General features: G+C 62.5%; 15 protein-coding genes. 11 read left to right on the top strand and 4 right to left on the bottom strand.

From position 1 onward, the window contains the following. The first annotated feature begins 20 nt into the window (after window positions 1–20). Together fdhD and V6M89_RS16925 are read left to right on the top strand one after the other, a co-directional pair. Entirely contained in the window at window positions 21–839 is an 819-nt protein-coding gene (fdhD, locus tag V6M89_RS16920; RefSeq protein ID WP_332854254.1) for a formate dehydrogenase accessory sulfurtransferase FdhD, read from the top strand. Further along, window positions 823–2,865 carry a TonB-dependent receptor gene (locus V6M89_RS16925; RefSeq protein ID WP_442881980.1) on the top strand — a complete coding sequence of 681 codons (2,043 nt, stop codon included), beginning with the start codon at window positions 823–825 and terminating at the stop codon, window positions 2,863–2,865. Before fdhD ends, V6M89_RS16925 begins: the two co-directional genes overlap by 17 nt. Before the next feature lie 15 nt (window positions 2,866–2,880). Here the strand turns inward: V6M89_RS16925 and V6M89_RS16930 are convergent, their stop codons facing one another. Together V6M89_RS16930 and V6M89_RS16935 are read right to left on the bottom strand one after the other, a co-directional pair. Continuing rightward, window positions 2,881–3,651: a substrate-binding periplasmic protein gene (locus V6M89_RS16930; RefSeq protein ID WP_332854256.1), complete on the bottom strand. Its 771-nt coding sequence runs from the start codon at window positions 3,649–3,651 to the stop codon at window positions 2,881–2,883. Between the two features lie 87 nt (window positions 3,652–3,738). Next, window positions 3,739–6,060 carry an FdhF/YdeP family oxidoreductase gene (locus V6M89_RS16935; RefSeq protein ID WP_332854257.1) on the bottom strand — a complete coding sequence of 774 codons (2,322 nt, stop codon included), beginning with the start codon at window positions 6,058–6,060 and terminating at the stop codon, window positions 3,739–3,741. A 72-nt stretch (window positions 6,061–6,132) separates the two neighbouring features. Here V6M89_RS16935 and V6M89_RS16940 point away from each other — a divergent pair, with 72 nt between their 5' ends. Continuing rightward, on the top strand, window positions 6,133–6,390 hold the full coding sequence (locus V6M89_RS16940; RefSeq protein WP_332854258.1) for an ArsR family transcriptional regulator: 258 nt from the start codon (window positions 6,133–6,135) through the stop codon (window positions 6,388–6,390). Window positions 6,391–6,400: 10 nt separating this feature from the next. Here the strand turns inward: V6M89_RS16940 and V6M89_RS16945 are convergent, their stop codons facing one another. Then, window positions 6,401–7,375 (bottom strand): PEP-CTERM sorting domain-containing protein, encoded by a 975-nt coding sequence (locus V6M89_RS16945; RefSeq protein WP_332854259.1) that lies wholly within the window; start codon window positions 7,373–7,375, stop codon window positions 6,401–6,403. 178 nt (window positions 7,376–7,553) lie between these two features. Here V6M89_RS16945 and V6M89_RS16950 point away from each other — a divergent pair, with 178 nt between their 5' ends. The 8 genes from V6M89_RS16950 (at window position 7,554) to V6M89_RS16985 (ending at window position 16,509) form a co-directional block, all read left to right on the top strand. Further along, window positions 7,554–9,767, top strand: coding sequence for a TonB-dependent receptor plug domain-containing protein (locus tag V6M89_RS16950; RefSeq protein WP_332854260.1), 2,214 nt, complete (start codon window positions 7,554–7,556; stop codon window positions 9,765–9,767). 9 nt (window positions 9,768–9,776) lie between these two features. Then, window positions 9,777–10,295, top strand: a complete 519-nt coding sequence (locus tag V6M89_RS16955; RefSeq protein ID WP_332854261.1) for a hypothetical protein — start codon at window positions 9,777–9,779, stop codon at window positions 10,293–10,295. Further along, window positions 10,288–11,511 (top strand): JmjC domain-containing protein, encoded by a 1,224-nt coding sequence (locus V6M89_RS16960; RefSeq protein ID WP_332854262.1) that lies wholly within the window; start codon window positions 10,288–10,290, stop codon window positions 11,509–11,511. The genes V6M89_RS16955 and V6M89_RS16960 overlap by 8 nt, the downstream gene beginning before the upstream one ends. Further along, entirely contained in the window at window positions 11,508–12,227 is a 720-nt protein-coding gene (locus tag V6M89_RS16965) for a thioredoxin domain-containing protein (protein WP_332854263.1), read from the top strand. Before V6M89_RS16960 ends, V6M89_RS16965 begins: the two co-directional genes overlap by 4 nt. Window positions 12,228–12,321: 94 nt before the next feature. Beyond that, complete coding sequence (locus V6M89_RS16970; protein ID WP_332854264.1) at window positions 12,322–12,501, top strand: hypothetical protein; 180 nt, start codon at window positions 12,322–12,324, stop codon at window positions 12,499–12,501. 49 nt (window positions 12,502–12,550) lie between these two features. Then, complete coding sequence (locus tag V6M89_RS16975; RefSeq protein WP_332854265.1) at window positions 12,551–13,846, top strand: radical SAM protein; 1,296 nt, start codon at window positions 12,551–12,553, stop codon at window positions 13,844–13,846. Window positions 13,847–13,873: 27 nt separating this feature from the next. After that, on the top strand, window positions 13,874–14,404 hold the full coding sequence (locus tag V6M89_RS16980) for a hypothetical protein (protein ID WP_332854266.1): 531 nt from the start codon (window positions 13,874–13,876) through the stop codon (window positions 14,402–14,404). 8 nt (window positions 14,405–14,412) lie between these two features. Further along, on the top strand, window positions 14,413–16,509 hold the full coding sequence (locus V6M89_RS16985; protein ID WP_332854267.1) for a peptidase domain-containing ABC transporter: 2,097 nt from the start codon (window positions 14,413–14,415) through the stop codon (window positions 16,507–16,509). On the opposite strand, the gene V6M89_RS16990 is transcribed toward V6M89_RS16985, so the two are convergent. After that, window positions 16,487–16,926 (bottom strand): LytR/AlgR family response regulator transcription factor (locus tag V6M89_RS16990; RefSeq protein ID WP_332854268.1); only part of this gene is annotated, 440 nt, incomplete at its 5' end. The genes V6M89_RS16985 and V6M89_RS16990 overlap by 23 nt on opposite strands.

The raw sequence follows: 16,926 nt of genomic DNA on the forward strand, positions 1-16,926 counted from the left end.
GTTTATTCAGCGGGGCGGTGATGAAGTTTGAAACAGAGACGGAACGAACCGGATCGCAGGAACGGTCCGTGTTGCGCCGTCGCGGCCTGGCGGCGCAAGACGCCAGCCGCAGCACCGACCACGTTGCCGAGGAAGTCCCGGTGGCGCTGGTCGTCAATGGCATTTCGCATGCCGTCATGATGGTCACGCCGCGCGAGCTGGAAGCGTTCGCGCTCGGCTTCGCATTGACCGAGGGCCTGGTCGGCAAGGCCGCCGACGTATTCGATATCGAACTGCGGGAATACGCGCGCAGCTTCGAGGTCGCCCTCACCATCGCCCAGGAAGATTTCATGCAGCTGAAGCAGCAGCGCCGCTCGATGGCGGGCCGCAGCGGTTGCGGCGTGTGCGGCATCGAGAGCCTGGAGCTGCTGGATTTGCAGCCCGGACGCATCACTGCGGCCGCGCTGCACGATGCGGACGCGCTGTCGCCGGCCATCGCGCGCGCGGCGGCGGAGCTGGGCGCGCACCAGCAGCTGATGCACGCCACCGGCGGCGTGCATGCCGCCGCGTGGTGCGCGGTGGACGGCGCCGTGCTGCGCGTGTGCGAGGACGTGGGCCGCCACAACGCGCTCGATAAACTGATCGGCCACCTGGCGCGCGACGGCGTGGACCTGCAGCGCGGCTTCGTCTTCATGTCCAGCCGCGCCAGCTATGAGCTGGTGCGCAAGGCGGCGCGCATGCACATTCCGATGCTGGCGACCATTTCCGCCCCCAGCACGCTGGCGATCGACATCGCCTCCGCGGCGGGCATCAAGCTGGTGAGCTTTTGCCGCCAGGACGGTTGTGTTGAATACACCTGACAAGCAGCTGTTCGGCAGCGCGGCGCTGGTGCTGGCCGGCCTGGTCTGCTGCCGGCCGGCTTGCGCGCAAACCGAACCGGACGGCGACTCCGCGCTGACGCTGGGACGGGTTGAGATCAGCGCCAACAAGATGGGCGTGCTCGCCACCCGCAGCGTGCTCAGCTCCGTCGACATCCTGGGCGCCGAACTGCTGCGCGACCAGCAAGTCAAAAGCGCCTGGGAATTGTTCGCGCGGGCGCCGGGCGTCATGCTGACGCCTTTTCGGCAAGGTAACGAATCCGGCAAACTGTCGTTCCGCGGCTTCAATGGCGAGGGCGAGGTCAATGCCGTCAAGCTGCTGATCGACGGCATTCCGGCCAACGACAACGCCGGCGGCATGCCGCTGATCGGCGCGGTGCTGCCGCTGGAAATCCAGCGCATCGAAGTCGTGCGCGGCACCAACGATCCGCGCTACGGCCTGCACAATATCGCCGGCAACGTCAACATCGTCACCCGCGCCGGTGGCAATGAGGGGGAGGCAAGGCTGAGCTACGGCAGCTTCGATACCCGCCAGCTTCAACTGGTCAAAGGCATCGAGCAGGGCAACTGGTCGCAGAATTATGTGTTCGGCTACCAGGGCAGCGGCGGCTATCGCGACCATTCCCACAGCCATAACCTGACCGTCGCCGGCAAGTGGTTTTACACCAGCGACGACGGCCGCCTGCGCTTCGGCCTGAGCGCGCGCCACGCCGAGGCCGAGGCGCAGGAACCCGGCTACCTGGCGGCCGCCGACGCGCACAACGCGCCGACCACGTCGTACCGGTATGCCCAGTCCGACGGCGGCAACCGCCAGCTCAGTCAACTCAGCCTGCATCTGGACGCCGAACTCAACACGCGGTTGTCGCTGACCACCAACGTCTATCTGAACCAGATCCAGGACCAGCGCTGGCTGCGTTTTGCCATCGCGGACAAGCAACAGGAACGCACCTACACTGAAACCCATGTCGGTTTCCTCGGCAGCCTGAGCTATCGCCCCCGGCTGGCGGCGCTGGACGGCTTCAGGAGCGTGGCCATCGAGGGCGGCGTCGGCGCCGAGCACCAGCGCGACCGCAGTCCGCGCTACAGCAGCGTCGATCAGGTGCGCGTGACGACCACGCGCGACCACCATTTCAGCTTCGATACCGTGGGCGCCCACGTGCAGGCGGTGGTCAAGCCGGTCGAGTCGCTGAAGATCGTGCCCGGCTTCCGGATCGACAAGATCGCCGGCAGCTTCCGCGATCCGTCGAAAGGCGTGGCGTATCCCATCCGCGATTACGGCCTGATCCAGCAGCCGAAATTCAGTGTCGCCTACGCGGCGGCGCCGGGCGCCAGTGTCTACGCCAACTGGGGCCGCAGTTTCCAGGTCGGCAGCGGCGCAGCCGCCTTCCAGTCGACGCCGACTACGCTGCGTCCGTCGATCAACGACGGCTGGGAAGCCGGCCTGAAACTCGCGCCGGCGGACTGGATCGACAGCCGGGTGGCGCTGTGGCGCCAGCGCGCCTCGGGCGAAGTCAAGCGGCGACTGAACGACCCCAGCGGCGATGTCGACAACGTCGGCGAAACGCGCCGCCAGGGTATCGATGCGCAGCTCAATCTGCGGCCTGCGCCGGGCGCCAACCTCTGGCTGGCCTGGTCGCGCCAGGACGCGACCATCGTCAAGCCGGATCCGGCCGCGCCGGCCACCATCGGCAAGACCATCGACCATGTGCCGCGCCATGTCTACACGGCCGGCGCCGATTTCCAGGCCACTCCGGCGCTCAAGTTGTCGGCTTGGGGCGACGCCCAGTCCGGCTACTACCTGACCTCGGCCAATAGCGGCGGCCAGTTCGGCAGCTTTGTGCTGCTCAACGCCAGCGCCGGCTATCGCCTGTCCCCCAGCGTGGTGCTGGAAGTGCAGCTGAAAAACCTGGCCAATCGCTATTACGAATACGTCTGGATCAATGACCAGACCCGCCATTCGCCGGGCGACGGGCGGGCCGCGTACGTCTCGGTCAACAAGAAATTCTAGGCCGGCGGTGGGCCTTTACTGCCGGGGTGCTTCGCTGATGGCGCGCCAGTAGTCGCGCTCTATCCTGGCCAAGTCGACTTCGCGCGCCGCCTCGTCGAACGCGCGCTGGCGCCGCAAGCCTTCCTCGTTGCGCTGGAAGCAGACGTGCACCGACCGCTCCGGGAACAGATGCTCGGCGATGACGATGCGCTCGCGCTCGGCCGACGTGTAGCGGCCGCCGGCCAGCACATGGCGCAGCATGCGTTTTTCAACCACGACCGCGCTGTAGCGCCGGTGCAGCAGCTTGCGCAGGTTGATGTCGTTGTTGAGTCCCTCATCCACCGTCAGCTGGCCGGAGCGGACCATCTCATCGAACGGTTCGCCGTTCGAATAGCCGGCCACGGTGCCGATGCGCACGCCGCGTAAATCGCCCAGCGTGGCGGCCGCGACCGGCTGATCCTTCAAGTAGGCGAGCACGGTCTGGCGGCTACCGACGGCGCTGGAGAAGTGGCACAGTTTTTCGCGTTCGGGCGTGCGGAACATGGCCAGCGTGCCGGCGTAATGGCGGTCGTTCAAGCCCAGTTGCATGGCGCGCTTCCAGGGGAAATACTCGATTTTGGCGGTGGCGTCCATGTGTTGCAAGACGGCTTCCAGCAGGGTGCCGGTGAGGCCATTGCCCGGCAGCGCGGCGCTGAAGAACGGCGGCCATTCTTCCGTGGCGAAGCGCAGCACTGCCGGTCCGGCGGCAAATGCCGGTGCGCTCAGCAGCAGACTGATGACAAGTCCCAATAGCCGTGGAAACTTCAAGCGATCCCCCTACTCGAAACATCGACCCGGGATAGCGCCGGGACCGTGGCAATTCTACCGCGTAGTTGTCGGTCCGGGCCGATATGGCTATTCCGCCGACGATTGTTCGGCCGAAAGATGCAACAGTACCGGGATCGATTTCGAGGTTGGCGTGCCGGCGCCGTCGGCGGTGCTGTGCAGCGGGATCAGGCCGTTGGTCTCCGGGAAGTAGGAGCCCAGGCAGCCGCGCGGGATGTCGTATTCCACCAGCAGGAAGCGGTCGGCGCGGCGTTCCACGCCGTCGTCCCACACGCTGACCATGTCGACCCATTGGCCGTTTTTCATGCCCAGCAGCGCCAGGTCCGCCGCGTTGATGAACACCACGCGCCGCAGGCCGAATACGCCGCGATAGCGGTCGTCCATGCCGTAGATGGTGGTGTTGTACTGGTCGTGCGAACGGGCGGTCATCAGCGTCATCAAACGCTCGCCGTGCAGGGCGCGGGCGCGGTGGATGGGCGTGTCTGTGTCGACCGCGTGCGGCACGAACTGCGCCTTGCCGCTGGCGGTGCGCCATTCGCGCTCGCGCGAGGCCACCTTCAGATGGAAGCCGCCCGGCTTGGCCACGCGCGTGTTGAAGTCGTGGAAATCGTCGAAGACCTGCTCGATGGCGTCGCGGATGCGGGCGTAGTCGCTGCCGTATCCCAGCCAGTCCACCTTGCCGCTGCCCAGCGTGGCGTGCGCCATGCGGGCGGCGATCATGGTCTCGGACAGCAGGTTGCCGGAAGCCGGCGTGTTCATGCCGTAGGACAGGTGGACCATGCTCATCGAATCTTCCACCGTCACGCCCTGCGGCACGCCGGCCTGCAGGTCGATCTCGGTGCGGCCCAGGGTCGGCAGGATCAGCGCGTCCTTGCCGTGCACCAGGTGGCTGCGATTGAGTTTGGTGGCCACGTGCACCGTCAGGTCACAGGCGCGCAGGGCGTCGAACGTCAGCGGCGTGTCCGGCGTCGCCATCGCGAAGTTGCCGCCCATGCCGAAGAAGACTTTCACTTTCCCGTCCAGCATGGCCTGGATGCTTTCCACCGTGTCGTAGCCGTGCGCGCGCGGCGGCTCGAACGCGAACACCTGCTGCATGCGGTCGAGGAAGGCCTTGGTCGGCTTTTCTTCGATGCCCATGGTGCGGTCGCCCTGCACGTTGGAGTGGCCGCGCACCGGGCACAGGCCGGCGCCGAGGCGGCCGATATTCCCGCGCATCATCATCAGGTTGGACAGCATCTGGATCGTCGCCACCGCGCCCTTGTGCTGGGTCAGGCCCATGCCCCAGGTGCAGATCACCTTCTGGCCTTTGATGTAGATCTCGGTCAGCTCCTCGATCTGCGCGCGCGGCACGCCGGATTCGGCCAGCAGCTGGTCCCAGTCCTGGGCGCGCAAGTCCTGTTCGAAGGCTTCATAGCCGCTGGTGTGGGCGGCGATGAAGTCGCGGTCCAGCAGCGATGCCTGGCCTGCGGCCAGCGCGGCGTCGTCGCGTTCGACCAGGCGCTTGGCGACGGCCTTGATCAGCGCGAAGTCGCCGCTCAGTTTGGGCTGCACGAACATGCTGCTGATGCTGGTGCTGGAGTTGGTCAGCATCTCCATCGGGTGCGACGGGCTGGTGAAGCGTTCCAGGCCGCGTTCGCGCAGCGGGTTGATCGAGACGATGGTGGCGCCGCGCCTGGCGCAGTCGCGCAACTCGCCCAGCATGCGCGGGTGGTTGGTGGCCGGGTTCTGGCCGAAGATCAGCAGCGTGTCGGCGTGCTCGAAATCTTCCAGCGTGACCGTGCCCTTGCCGACGCCGACGGTGCCCGGCAGGCCGCGGCTGGTCGGTTCGTGGCACATATTGGAGCAGTCGGGGAAGTTGTTGGTGCCGTACATGCGCACGAACAGCTGGAACAGGAAGGCCGCTTCGTTGCCGGTGCGGCCGGAGACGTAGAACGTGGCCTGGTTCGGATCGGGCAGGGCCTGCAGGTGGCGGGCGATCAGCGCGAAGGCGTCGTCCCAGGCGATAGGCAGGTATTTGTCGCTGGCGCTGTCGTAGACCATGGGGTCGGTCAAGCGGCCGTGCTGTTCCAGCTGGTAGTCGGATTGCGTGAGCAGTTCGGCCACGGTGTGGGCGGCGAAGAAGTCGGGACGCACGCGCTTGCTGGTGGCTTCGGCCGCCACCGCCTTGACGCCGTTTTCGCAGAACTCGAAGGTGGACGCATGTTCGCGGTCCGGCCAGGCGCAGCCGGGACAGTCGAACCCGTCCGGCTGGTTTTGCTTGAGCAGCGTCTTGTAGTTGCCGCCGCTGACCTTTTCGCGCACCAGGTTGATCGCCACCTGCTTCAATGCGCCCCAGCCTGCGGCGGCGTGTTGATACGGTTCGATGTGTCCTGCGGGTTTCGTCTTTTCCATGCCATATTCCAGTCGATCTTGTTGAGCGGAGTATAGTGCAGAATTGCGTTTTTGAGCTCACGGGTGCACAGGATGGATGAAGAGGTCATGGCCGCGCTGGTCGGCGTGCTGGAGGCGCTATGGCGCATCAACGCGGAGTGGCCCGACAAGCCATGCACGCTGGCTAAATTGAGCAAGCAGTCGGAGCGGCCGATGTCCGTGCTGCGGCGCCAGCTGACCATGCTGGTCGATGCCGGCTGGGTCGAGCTGCGGCTGGAAGAGGGCGGCGTCGCCGGCACCGTGCTGCTGACCGATAGTGGCCGGCAGCTGGGCCGGGAATTGTTCGCCTGAAGGTGTTGGCCTAGGCGACCAGACGCTGGCGGCGGCGCATGGCCAGCAGGCCGGCGCCCGCCAGCAGCATCGCATACGTGGCCGGTTCCGGCACCGCCGCCAGTTGGTAGTGGTACAGCGCCAGGTGCAGGTTGGGATTGGTCAGCGACTGGCCGCTGCGGTCCGGGTCGACCACCTGTTCGACATACATATCGAGCGCGCCGTTGGCGCCTTCGCGCAGCGCCAGCCCTTCCATTTCCAGGTCGCCCAGCGGCTGCGGCAGGCGCAGCACTTCCTCCACCGCGCCGGTCAGCAGGTTGCTGCGGTAAATCGATTGCGTGTCGTTGTCCGAGGCCATGTACAGCCAGTCGTCGACCACCTTGGCGCCCTGGACGCGGCCCAGCGGAGCCGACAGCGTGAGCGTGTGGCTGAAGCTCCAGTCGCCGAGGTTGTAGACGTTGATGGTGTTCCCGGTTTGCCATTCCTTGCCGTAGCCGAAGCCGCGCTTGGCATCCACCGCGATCCAGCTGGCCAGGTCCTTGTTCGGGTTGGCGGGCGTGCCGCCCAGTTCATAGGTTTTGCCGGTGTAGCTCAGGTCCGAGGCGTTGAACAGCGCCACGTGCGGCTTGGTGTAGCCGGCGGTGGAATCGAGCGAGGCGTAGATGAAGCCGTTGTGGTAATCGATGTCGCCGATGTGGTTCAGGCCCTGCGCCAGCAGCGCGGCGGGGATGCCGGGCGACAGGCCTCCCGTCAGCGTGAACGAGGAATTGCGCTGCAAGGAGTCGAAGTTGTCGTTGGCGCGCTCCAGGCCGTACTGCCAGGAGAAGAACCATTGCTTGCCGTCGGTGGCCATGCCCTGGCTGCGATACAGGCCGGTGAAGGAATTGGGCGTCGGCGTGTGCATGTAGAACTTGTCGACGCCAACCAGCTTCCATGCATCGGCGGCGTGGGCCGGGACCAGTGCGGCGGCGCCGAGCGCCAGGGCCAGCAGGGCAGGGATGTGCATGACTTCCTCCATTATCAAATTCGCATGTTGTTATGATAATTTGAGATTATGACCGGCCCGCGACAAAAAAACTTACGAAGTGACAATTAGTGAGTTTTATTGCAATGTTTTATTGTTATAGTTTCTTATCTGACCATGACTTTCAACTGGTCCTGGCGCAGATGAAGCTGATAAAACATTGCCATTTAAACTCCTTGCCTATTTTCGTGCGGTCCGAATGACTCTTATCCCGAAGTTGCCCGCACTTGCCGTAGCCTCGGCATTCTCATTCGCCGTCCAGGCCCAACAAGCTGCGTTGAAGTCTGAATCCAAGGCGCCCGCAGTCGTTGAAATCAACGGCGCCGGTCAATACGACCCCCGAGTTGAGGATACGGCCAGCAAGATTGTCATTAACCGTGACGAGATTATCAAATACGGGGACAGCAATCTTCTCGACGTGATGAAGCGCCTGCCGGGCGTCACCGTAACCGGAGCTGCGGGGTATGGACGAGGCGCCGAGATCCGGATGCGCGGCCTTGGCAACGGCTACACTCAAGTGCTCATCGACGGCGACCGCCCTCCGGCCGGTTTTAGCCTGGAAACTATTAATCCCGCCGCCGTAGAACGCATCGAAATATTGCGCTCCGCTAGCGCGGAGTTCTCGACGCAATCGATAGCCGGAACGATCAACATCGTCCTGAAGCGCGCGATCAGTACTGCCACCAAGGAAATGAAAATAGGTTCCGGGAGTGGATCGAACGGCACGCGCACACCCGCCGCGAATTTACTGTGGTCTGATAAAAACGGCGCCTTTTCATATTCACTGGGCGCCAACCTGACCAGCAACCGCTTTGATCGGGTGTTACCGATTCAAGAGGAATACTACGGGGCTTCGACTTATCCGGTGACGGTGCGCGCTCTGCGCAATCACGAGCAAGGTCATTTCGACGGACTCAACTTCACGCCCCGTCTCACCTGGAAGCTGGAGAATGGAGACACGCTGAGTCTGAATTCGTTCCTTAACCTCGCACGCTTCCGGCGACACATTGATATCGCCACCACCGTCTTGGAAGGGGCGCAACCGCAGTTTTCGGCCGTCAACCAGAACACTGGGTTTGATGAAAAGTTTATCAAGTCGGACCTGATTTGGTCTCACCGGTTTGAAGACGGTGCAAAGCTCGAAACGAAACTGGGCGCTTCTTATTCCAAGAACGCCAATAGCAGCGAGTGGGTCGGTTTTGATCAAGGCGGAACATTCTTAAAGACTAGTTCGACTGAGTCGGATGGGCTGGATAAAGCGCTGAGTACGTCTGGAAAATATTCCCAGAGCTTGGGCGCGGGCCACGCGTTGGCCTCGGGCTGGGATGCCGGCTACACCAACCGCCACGACAGCCGTACATTGCGCGAGCAGGCAATAGACGGGATCCCCCGGGACAATTCTGATGAAGCCTACTCCGCAGGCGTGACTCGTGTCGCGGTCTTCGCGCAAGACGAATGGACTGTTACCCCGCAACTGTCGGTCTATCTTGGGGGACGATGGGAGCAGATCAGTATTCGCGCCTCCGGCGCTACCTTTGCTGGCGTGACCTCGACGGTTGACGTGCTCAGCCCAATTCTTCAGATACTTTATAAGTTCCCCGACAGCAAAGGGGACCAGCTGAGATTTGCCGTCACTCAAACTTTCAAGGCGCCCGGCGTGCGGCAAATTTTGCCTTACCGCGTGATCACGGTGAATAACAGCGCGCTGGACCCGGACTCCTCCGGGAACCCCGCTTTGAAACCTGAGCGCGCATTGGGTTTCGATGCCTCCTACGAACACCGGCTTGGATTTCCGGGAGCGTTGATCTCGCTGAGTACCTCCATGCGCAAGATCCGGGACGTCACCAGGCAAATCGTCAGCCTGGGGGCAGACGGCCGTTGGATCGTTTTGCCTGTCAATCAAGGAACGGCCACTGCGCGCAGCCTCGAGATCGAGGCAAAAATGCCGCTGAAGGCCATCTGGGACAATGCGCCGGCGGTCGATTTCCGTACCTCCTACGCGCGCAATTGGTCCGTCGTCGATACGGTACCCGGGCCGCATAACCGATTGGCGGAGCAGGTGCCGTATTCCGCCAATCTCGGTCTCGATTACAAGCTGTCGCCGTTGACGCTGGGAGGAACGTTCGTGCTCCGTGGCGGTGGGCCGCTGCGCATTTCAGAACAACAGCAACGATACCAGACCGTGCGGCGAGACCTCGATCTCTTCGCCTTGTGGAAAATGAGCGCCCAGACGCAGATCAGGGCCACGGCCTCCTTCGCGCAATCGTGGAGCGTGCAGAACCAGTACAGGGATGGCCTGGGGTTGGCATCGGTCCGCACCCAAATTCAACCGAGATCGTCATCTGCCCGCGTCGTATGGGAACACACTTTTTAGGCCTGCCACATGTCCATGATTAATTCTTCACCTGTCAAAGTCAGCAATTTTGTTGGCAAGCTCCGTTGTAGCGCCGGTACGGTAGATGCGCTGCTGCGCCTCGACTGGCAAAAGCCGAATCCACATCTGATGCAGGCGGAGCCGCTGGATCCGGGTGAAAGATCACAGGTTTTCGAGGCGATGGCCTGGTCGCCGGAGATCGTGCGCGTTGGGCCATTGACCGGGCTGGAGAAAGTGGACGCGACCGCTTATGCCGATTGGACGCGCGATACCTTCTATCCCGGCAAGGCGTTTATCGGTGCGCCCAACGCCTTGCTGCTCAACACGGCACAGGTGGAGCGCAGCGTAGCACTACGCCGCAATCCCGGTGTGGACACGGAGAGCGATTTCGTGCTGGCTTGCGGCGAAGCGTTAATTTTCCCGATCAACCACACATGGTTTAAAACGCAGGGCGAAGAACCGTTCATGATCTTGCGCGGCTTCTTTGTCAGCGACGCGACATCGCCGGCCGGGACGGGCGATGTTTGACCGGCTGGATCTGGGCGGGCGGAAGGCGCCGGCCTTCGATCAAGTCGACATCCCCTCGGCGCTGAACCTGGAGAACTTGCTGGCAACGATACCACTCGCCCATGCAAAAGGGCAGGTGCGCCTGATCGACGAACACTCGCCAACCGAGGGTTACGGTCTCGGGTGGCTGGCGCAGGTGCTCGGCAGGAGTGTCGATGCGTTGTCGCCTTCGGTCGTCGATGACATTCTCGCGGGAAGGCTGTGCAGCCTGGCGGTGCAGTCGATGGACCAGTTCGATCCGCACATTGCTCAGATAGCGGAAGAGTTGCGCGGCCGCACAAACCGGAGGGTGGGCGTGACGGCGTTTTTTTCGCCGCCTCGCTCCCAAGGCACCGCGGTCCATTACGACCGTTCCGACGTACTGGTCTTGCAAGTACAAGGCAGCAAGCGATGGAGCGTGCATGAACCGGTCGACATCGAGCCCAACTTTCGCACGCCTTACTGCTTGCCGCAGCGCGCGATCGAACAACTGAAGCCGTTTGGCGATTGGGATCTTCGGCGCGGCGACGTGCTCTTCCTTCCGAGCGGCTGGGTACACGAGGTGAAAAACCACGCCGACCAAGTGTGCGTGCATCTGTCCTTTGTGGTCTTTTCGGACTCCGTGTTGTCGGTGTTCGGCAATGCGATGACCGAAGCCTACGCCAAGCTGATGGGCCAACCTAGATGGCGTACCAGAGTGACCTCCCGGAGCTTGACTGAGAACGGGGTAGTCCAGCAATTCGAGGAGATGCTGGCCGAATTCTCGCGGGTGTTTCGCGACACGCTGGGCGAACAGCCGCAGCGGCTGTGCGACCACGTGCTGAATGGATCGGCGGAGGCGGCGCAACGCTCGCTCGCCCGTGCCACGGTCGCTGCGCTGGATGGCGGCCACGACGATCTGGTGCTGAGCTGGGTCGGCGGTCATCATCGCGCCGTGCGCTATGGCAGCAAGCTCGAAGTCACTACCGAAGGCAGCGCCCGCCATGGCGTCGATCCGGAATTGTATGCGCGGTGCCGGACGTGCGGCACTGTGCGGCTGAGCGAGTTAGGCGGGGCAGGCCTGTGGTCGGATGACGAGGTGGTCGAATTCGTCGCGACGATGGTGCAGGATCTTGGACTGCTCGCGCTGAAGCACGTTCCCCGCGATGCAGCGCCGCCTGCACCCACCCAACTTCATACCACGGAGTACACCTTATGACCGCCAATTATTCTTTGCCACGCCGGACGATAACGGCGTTCTTCGCTGCGTGTCTGATGACGATGGCGGCGGCGCCCCATGCCCAGTCGCCGGCCGAAAAACCGCCGGCGTATCGCCCCTTGCATGGCGCCTGGCCTGCCGGCGAAGCGGACGTGGTCGAATTTTTTTCCTATAACTGCACCTACTGCTATCAGGCCCAGCCGGCTGTCGAGGAGTTGCTGCGTCATAAAGCCGCGCAGTTCACTTTCCAGCGGTATGCCGTCAGTAGTTCTTCCCAGCCTGGGTGGAAGCTGTCCGCGCAGGCTTTTCGCGCCGCGCAACTCGCCGGCATAGAGGATAGGGTGGGACCTCAACTGTTCGAGCGCATGCAACGCAAGGGAGGATCCTTCGCCGACCTCGCTGATGTCCAGACTTTTTTTGCCGCCCAGCCCATGGGTGACGCCGCCCTCAAGCACCTTGATACGCCGGAAGCGCTAGCGCTACGAAAACATATTTTCGAATTGGCCAAAGGCATCGAACTGGACAAGACCCCAACGTTTGTCGTCGGCGGGCGCTATGTCGCCTTTTGGGGAACCGACCAGACGCCGGATATGTTCCGGAACATGATCCTGGATCTGTTGAAGCGAGCGAGGGCCGAACACGCGTCTGCCTGCGCGGTCCAGCTTGAGGATGATGTCCGCCCGCCCGGTCTGGCGGCGGGTTCAGCATGTAAATGAGGTTCGGAGCCGTCCGGATTCAGGCCAGTCTTCTGCCAGTCTTTGGCAAAGGTGCGCCCTGCACGTCAGGGCATTTAAGAAGGAACGTGAAATCATGTCCGTTATTGAAAAACTGAAAGCAAAACTCGCTGCCGCCAACGCCGAAAAGCTGCCGTCCGTGGGCCAGCCGATGCTGGATCGCATTGAGAATTCCGTCGTCGGCGGTGTCTCCGACGTGTGGTGCGAGGCGTCGTGGGGCCAGGGCTGCGACCGCGTCAACGCCAGCGAAGAATAATCTCAACATATTTTTGGGGAGCCCCCGTGCAAGCGGGGGCTCTTTTACCATGACCAGCTTAAACCCGCCCTCCCAGCAAAAAGTCACATTGCATTGGCCCAAGAACCGGGCCTTGCCGAATCGCTATTCGCCCCAGCAATACGAGCGCAATATGCGGCATGGCGACGGGAATTCGATGCAAATTATCTTGAAGGTGACCGAGGTCTGCAATATCGCCTGCACCTACTGCTATTTCTTTTTCGGCGGCGATACCTCGTATGAGGACAATCCTGCGCATATCAGCTTCGAAACGATGGATGCCCTGGCGCGCTTTCTTGAGAACGGGGTGCGGGAATACGGCATCAAGCGGATTACCCTGATCCTGCATGGCGGCGAACCGCTCATGCTGAAGCATGATCCGATGAGTCGCCTGTTGACTGCCGTACGGCGCGCGACCCAGTCTGCGGAGCTGTATGTGACGGTGCAAACCAATGCCATGCTGATCGATGACCGCTGGATCGATCTTTTTGTCGAGCATGATGTCTACGTGGGCGTCAGTCTGGACGGCCCGCCTGAACTGAACGATGTGGCGCGGCTGGACAAATCCGGCAAAGGCACTTACGAGCGCACCTTGCGGGGAGTGAGGAAGCTGTTTGACGCGCACGCCGCCGGAAGGCTGCAGGCGCCGGGGCTGCTGTGCGTCTTGTCCGCCGATTTTCCGGCGGACCAGTTGTATCGCCATTTTGTCCACGAGCTGGGGTTTCGCAACATTGACTTCCTGCTGCCGATTCAGAACCATGACACCTTCGACCATAGTCAGGCCGGCAAACTCGCGGTATCCATGCGCCTGTTATTTCAGCTCTATCGAGCGGAAACCCACGCAGGCATCAATATTCGCTTCTTCAACAAGGTGTTGCATGCGTTGACCATGCCGCCATTCTTCTACTCGTCCATGTATCGCTACTCGGCCCAGAAAGACATCGTGTTCGTGGTGTCCAGTTCGGGCGAAATCGGCCCCGACGACAATCTGAGAACCAGCGATCCAAGGCTGATGAGCCTGGGCCTGAATCTGGCGGACTCCGAGTTGCGCGACGTTGTGCTGGATACGCAACTTGCGTGGCTCCAGGACGAGACATTTGCGATTCCGACGGCGTGCCTGCCCTGCGAGTTTGCGCAAACTTGCCGGGGGGGCGATCTGTTCACGCGCTACCGCGGCGAAACGGGGTTCGATAATCCGTCCATCCATTGCGAGACTTACAAGGCCATCTATACCGACGCCCTGGAAATGCTGATGGCGACCGGCAAGGATGCCGATTTGCTCGCCGCCCGCCTGCAGGCGGGGGCCGCCGTCGATTTTGGATCGTGACTTTAAGGGAACTTTTCGAAGTCGACAATGAGCGATCCCGAACATCCAGATATGTTGCGCCACCAGGTGTGGCGCGCCGGCGGTGATGACGATGGCACGTCCGATCTGCCCGCCGCCATTCACACATCGATTTGGTGGGTGGTCGCAGGGCTGGTGCTGGTTTGGGCGGTGTGGCACGCGGACCGGATGCGCTTCGAGTCGGAAGTGGGCGTGCCGGTCTCCCTGCTGAGCATCAGCTGCGGCCAGATGGCCGTCGTGCCGGCCCGCGCATGTTACCGCCTGGAGCTTGGTCGCCAGGTGCGGCTCCCCGAGGGCGATCGCCTGCGCCTGCGTCTGCTGACGCCGGACCTCTGGCGCGAAAACCAGCTGCTGGAATTTCGCCTGGTCGCGAACACTTCCGGCCCCCTGTCTGCCCAGCCCATCCTGGAAATCGAGAAACGCCTGATGGACCGCTACCCGGCACGCCAGCGCGTGCGCGCGAGCCTGGTGACTGGCAGCCGAGAAACCAGCGTGCTCCAAGTGCTGCTCCAGGAGTGGCGGCGGCTGCTTGCTGGTTAGGAACTGGAATGAAACTGTTTATGCTCTTAATGTCCGGCTTATGGGCCAAGGCGCGGCGGCGCCGCCTTCCGGTCCTCTATCAAAGCGTTAACGCCGAATGTGGATTGGCTTGCGCGGCGATGCTGGCGTCGTATTGGGGCGCGCTGGTCAACATTCACGAAGTCAGGGAACGCAGCGGCAGCTCGACCTTCGGGCTCACGCTTGGCCAACTACGGGCGGTGCTTCATCAAATGCATCTGTCCACCCGGGTGGTGAGTGTCGATCCCGTGTTGCTGGTTCGGGTGCAGACGCCGGCCATATTGCACTGGGGCCTCGATCACTTCGTGGTGTTAAAGAGCGCCACCGCCTCTTACATCGACATCCATGACCCGAGCCGTGGGCAACGTCGAGTCCGTATGGACGAAGTCGACCGTATGTTGTCCGGGTGGGCCATTGAGGCGGAGCCGACCCCGGCGTTCCGTCCCTATCGTGGACATCAAAAGGTGAACTGGCGCGCGTGGCTGGGGTTCCAGGCCGCGTGGGGGTGGCGGATCGCCGGCATGGTGGTCCTGGCACTCGTCTCGCAGCTGATCGTCATCAGCCTGCCGCATTACCTGCAGATCTTGGTTGACCGTGTTATCCCCAATGTCGAAGTGAATTTGCTTCCCAGTCTGGCACTTCTGTTCGGCGCGCTGACGGCGTTTGACTGGTTGGTGAAGGTATCGCAGACCCGGATCGCCACCGTCCTTGGCCTTGCCATGAGCAATGCTTTTTCTGCCCGCGTGTTCGATCGCCTGTTGTCGTTGCCATTGGCTTACTTTGAGGGGCGCAGCCTTTCCGATCTGGCTTCGCGCTTCGATTCCCTCGAGGAGATCCGGCGCACCTGGCTGGAAGAAGCGCCGACGGCAATCGTCGGGATGATGCTGTTTGCATTTTCTGCGCTGGCCATGCTGCGCTACGCTCCGGTCCTGCTCGCGTGCGTCGCCATTTGCCTGTCGGTCTACCTGTTGTTCCGTTCGCTGCATACGCGGCGCCAGGAAGAATTGCTGACCAACGCGGTCTACCTTCAGGCGCGCCAGGGGGCGACGCTGCTGGAAACACTGCAGAGCATCGTGGCGATAAAAACTTTCTCAGTCGAGGCCATGCGCAAGGAACGTTGGCTGCGCAGCACGAGTCAAGCCGGGGTGGCCGCGCTGCAGCAAAATGTATCCCGCGCCAGTCTCAATCACGGCAAGGATGCCTGTGTCGCGTTGGAATCGATAGGCAGTTTGTATCTCGCCACCCATTTGGTGCTCAGCGGGGAAATGACGGTTGGCATGTTGGTCAGCTTTATCGCCTATAAGCGCCTGTTCGTCATGAGTACCTTCATGCTCGCCGAACTGGTTTTTCGCTTAAGCGCCATGAAAGTGCGACTGTCTCGACTGGAGGATATTGCGCTGGCCGAACCGGAGAGCTCGGCAACTCTTGCGCTGCCCCGCACGGAGATTCAACGTATCGATGTGGTGCAGGTTTCTCATCACTACGCGGGGACAGCGGCGGCGACCTTCGGCGCCATCAGCTTCACGGTGATGCGCGGCGAGCGCATTGCCCTGGTGGGGGCCTCAGGTTCCGGAAAGTCCACGCTGGTGAAGCTCTTGCTTGCCCTGCTGCCATTGAAACAGGGGCAGGTATTGATCGACGGGGTCGATTTGAATCAGCTCTCACGGACCAGCTGGTTGTCCCAGGTCGGGGTGGTATTCCAGGGGGATAGGCTGCTTTCGGGTACCCTGCTGGAAAATATTTGTTTCTTTGATCCTATGCCGGACCGCGCGCGGGCGCGCGAAGCCGCAGAACTCGCCCACGTCTGGACGGAAATCGAGCGCTTGCCGATGGGCCTGAATACGCCGATCCAAGACGATTTCTCCATTATCTCGGCGGGTCAAAAGCAACGCATTCTGATCGCGCGGGCGCTGTATCGAAAACCCCAGTTGCTGGTCATGGATGAAGGTACGGCGAATCTCGACGAAAAGGTTGAGGGAGCGATTCTAAGCGTTATCTCCTCGCTCAAGCTGACCGTCATTCATGCCACCCACCGGCCGCAAGTGATCGCCGATGCCACGCGTGTCATCCAGATCGAGCGCCGTTGACGGCCTGCAGATCGGCGCCGGCCCGGTCGCGTAGGCGCGCCGCGACCGCCTTGACGGCGGCGGCGTAGCTGCGGCTGGCGCGCAGCGGGCCGCCGCGCGTCAGGTGTAGCAGGGTGTCGCTGTTGGTCAGCGGTTCGACTGCGCGGACGCGGTCGACGGCAACGATCATGCTGCGATGGATGCGCAAGAACTGGCGGCTATCGAGCCGCTCGGCAAAGCGCGACACGGTGTCGCGCACCAGATGCTGTTCTTCGCCGACGTGCAGGGCCACGTAGTTGCCCTGCGATTCGATCCAGTCCACCTCGGACAGCGGCAGCGAGATCAGTTGGCCGCGCCGTTTGACTTCCACGTGGGTTAGCGCGGGCAGGGCGTCGGGCGCCGGCGCCGGCGTGGCCGGCCGGGCCGGCGCGGGGGGCG

The sequence above is a fragment of the Duganella sp. S19_KUP01_CR8 genome, assembly GCF_036688705.1.
GTDB lineage: Bacteria > Pseudomonadota > Gammaproteobacteria > Burkholderiales > Burkholderiaceae_D > Rugamonas.

Bases quoted from the DNA above. Each gene is read 5' to 3' on its own strand.
- fdhD (WP_332854254.1), top strand. From the start codon at position 21: ATGAAGTTTGAAACAGAGACGGAACGAACCGGATCGCAGGAACGGTCC.
- V6M89_RS16935 (WP_332854257.1), bottom strand. From the start codon at position 6,060: ATGGAAAAGACGAAACCCGCAGGACACATCGAACCGTATCAACACGCC.
- V6M89_RS16940 (WP_332854258.1), top strand. From the start codon at position 6,133: ATGGATGAAGAGGTCATGGCCGCGCTGGTCGGCGTGCTGGAGGCGCTA.
- V6M89_RS16945 (WP_332854259.1), bottom strand. From the start codon at position 7,375: ATGCACATCCCTGCCCTGCTGGCCCTGGCGCTCGGCGCCGCCGCACTG.
- V6M89_RS16955 (WP_332854261.1), top strand. From the start codon at position 9,777: ATGTCCATGATTAATTCTTCACCTGTCAAAGTCAGCAATTTTGTTGGC.
- V6M89_RS16960 (WP_332854262.1), top strand. From the start codon at position 10,288: ATGTTTGACCGGCTGGATCTGGGCGGGCGGAAGGCGCCGGCCTTCGAT.
- V6M89_RS16965 (WP_332854263.1), top strand. From the start codon at position 11,508: ATGACCGCCAATTATTCTTTGCCACGCCGGACGATAACGGCGTTCTTC.
- V6M89_RS16970 (WP_332854264.1), top strand. From the start codon at position 12,322: ATGTCCGTTATTGAAAAACTGAAAGCAAAACTCGCTGCCGCCAACGCC.
- V6M89_RS16975 (WP_332854265.1), top strand. From the start codon at position 12,551: ATGACCAGCTTAAACCCGCCCTCCCAGCAAAAAGTCACATTGCATTGG.
- V6M89_RS16980 (WP_332854266.1), top strand. From the start codon at position 13,874: ATGAGCGATCCCGAACATCCAGATATGTTGCGCCACCAGGTGTGGCGC.
- V6M89_RS16985 (WP_332854267.1), top strand. From the start codon at position 14,413: ATGAAACTGTTTATGCTCTTAATGTCCGGCTTATGGGCCAAGGCGCGG.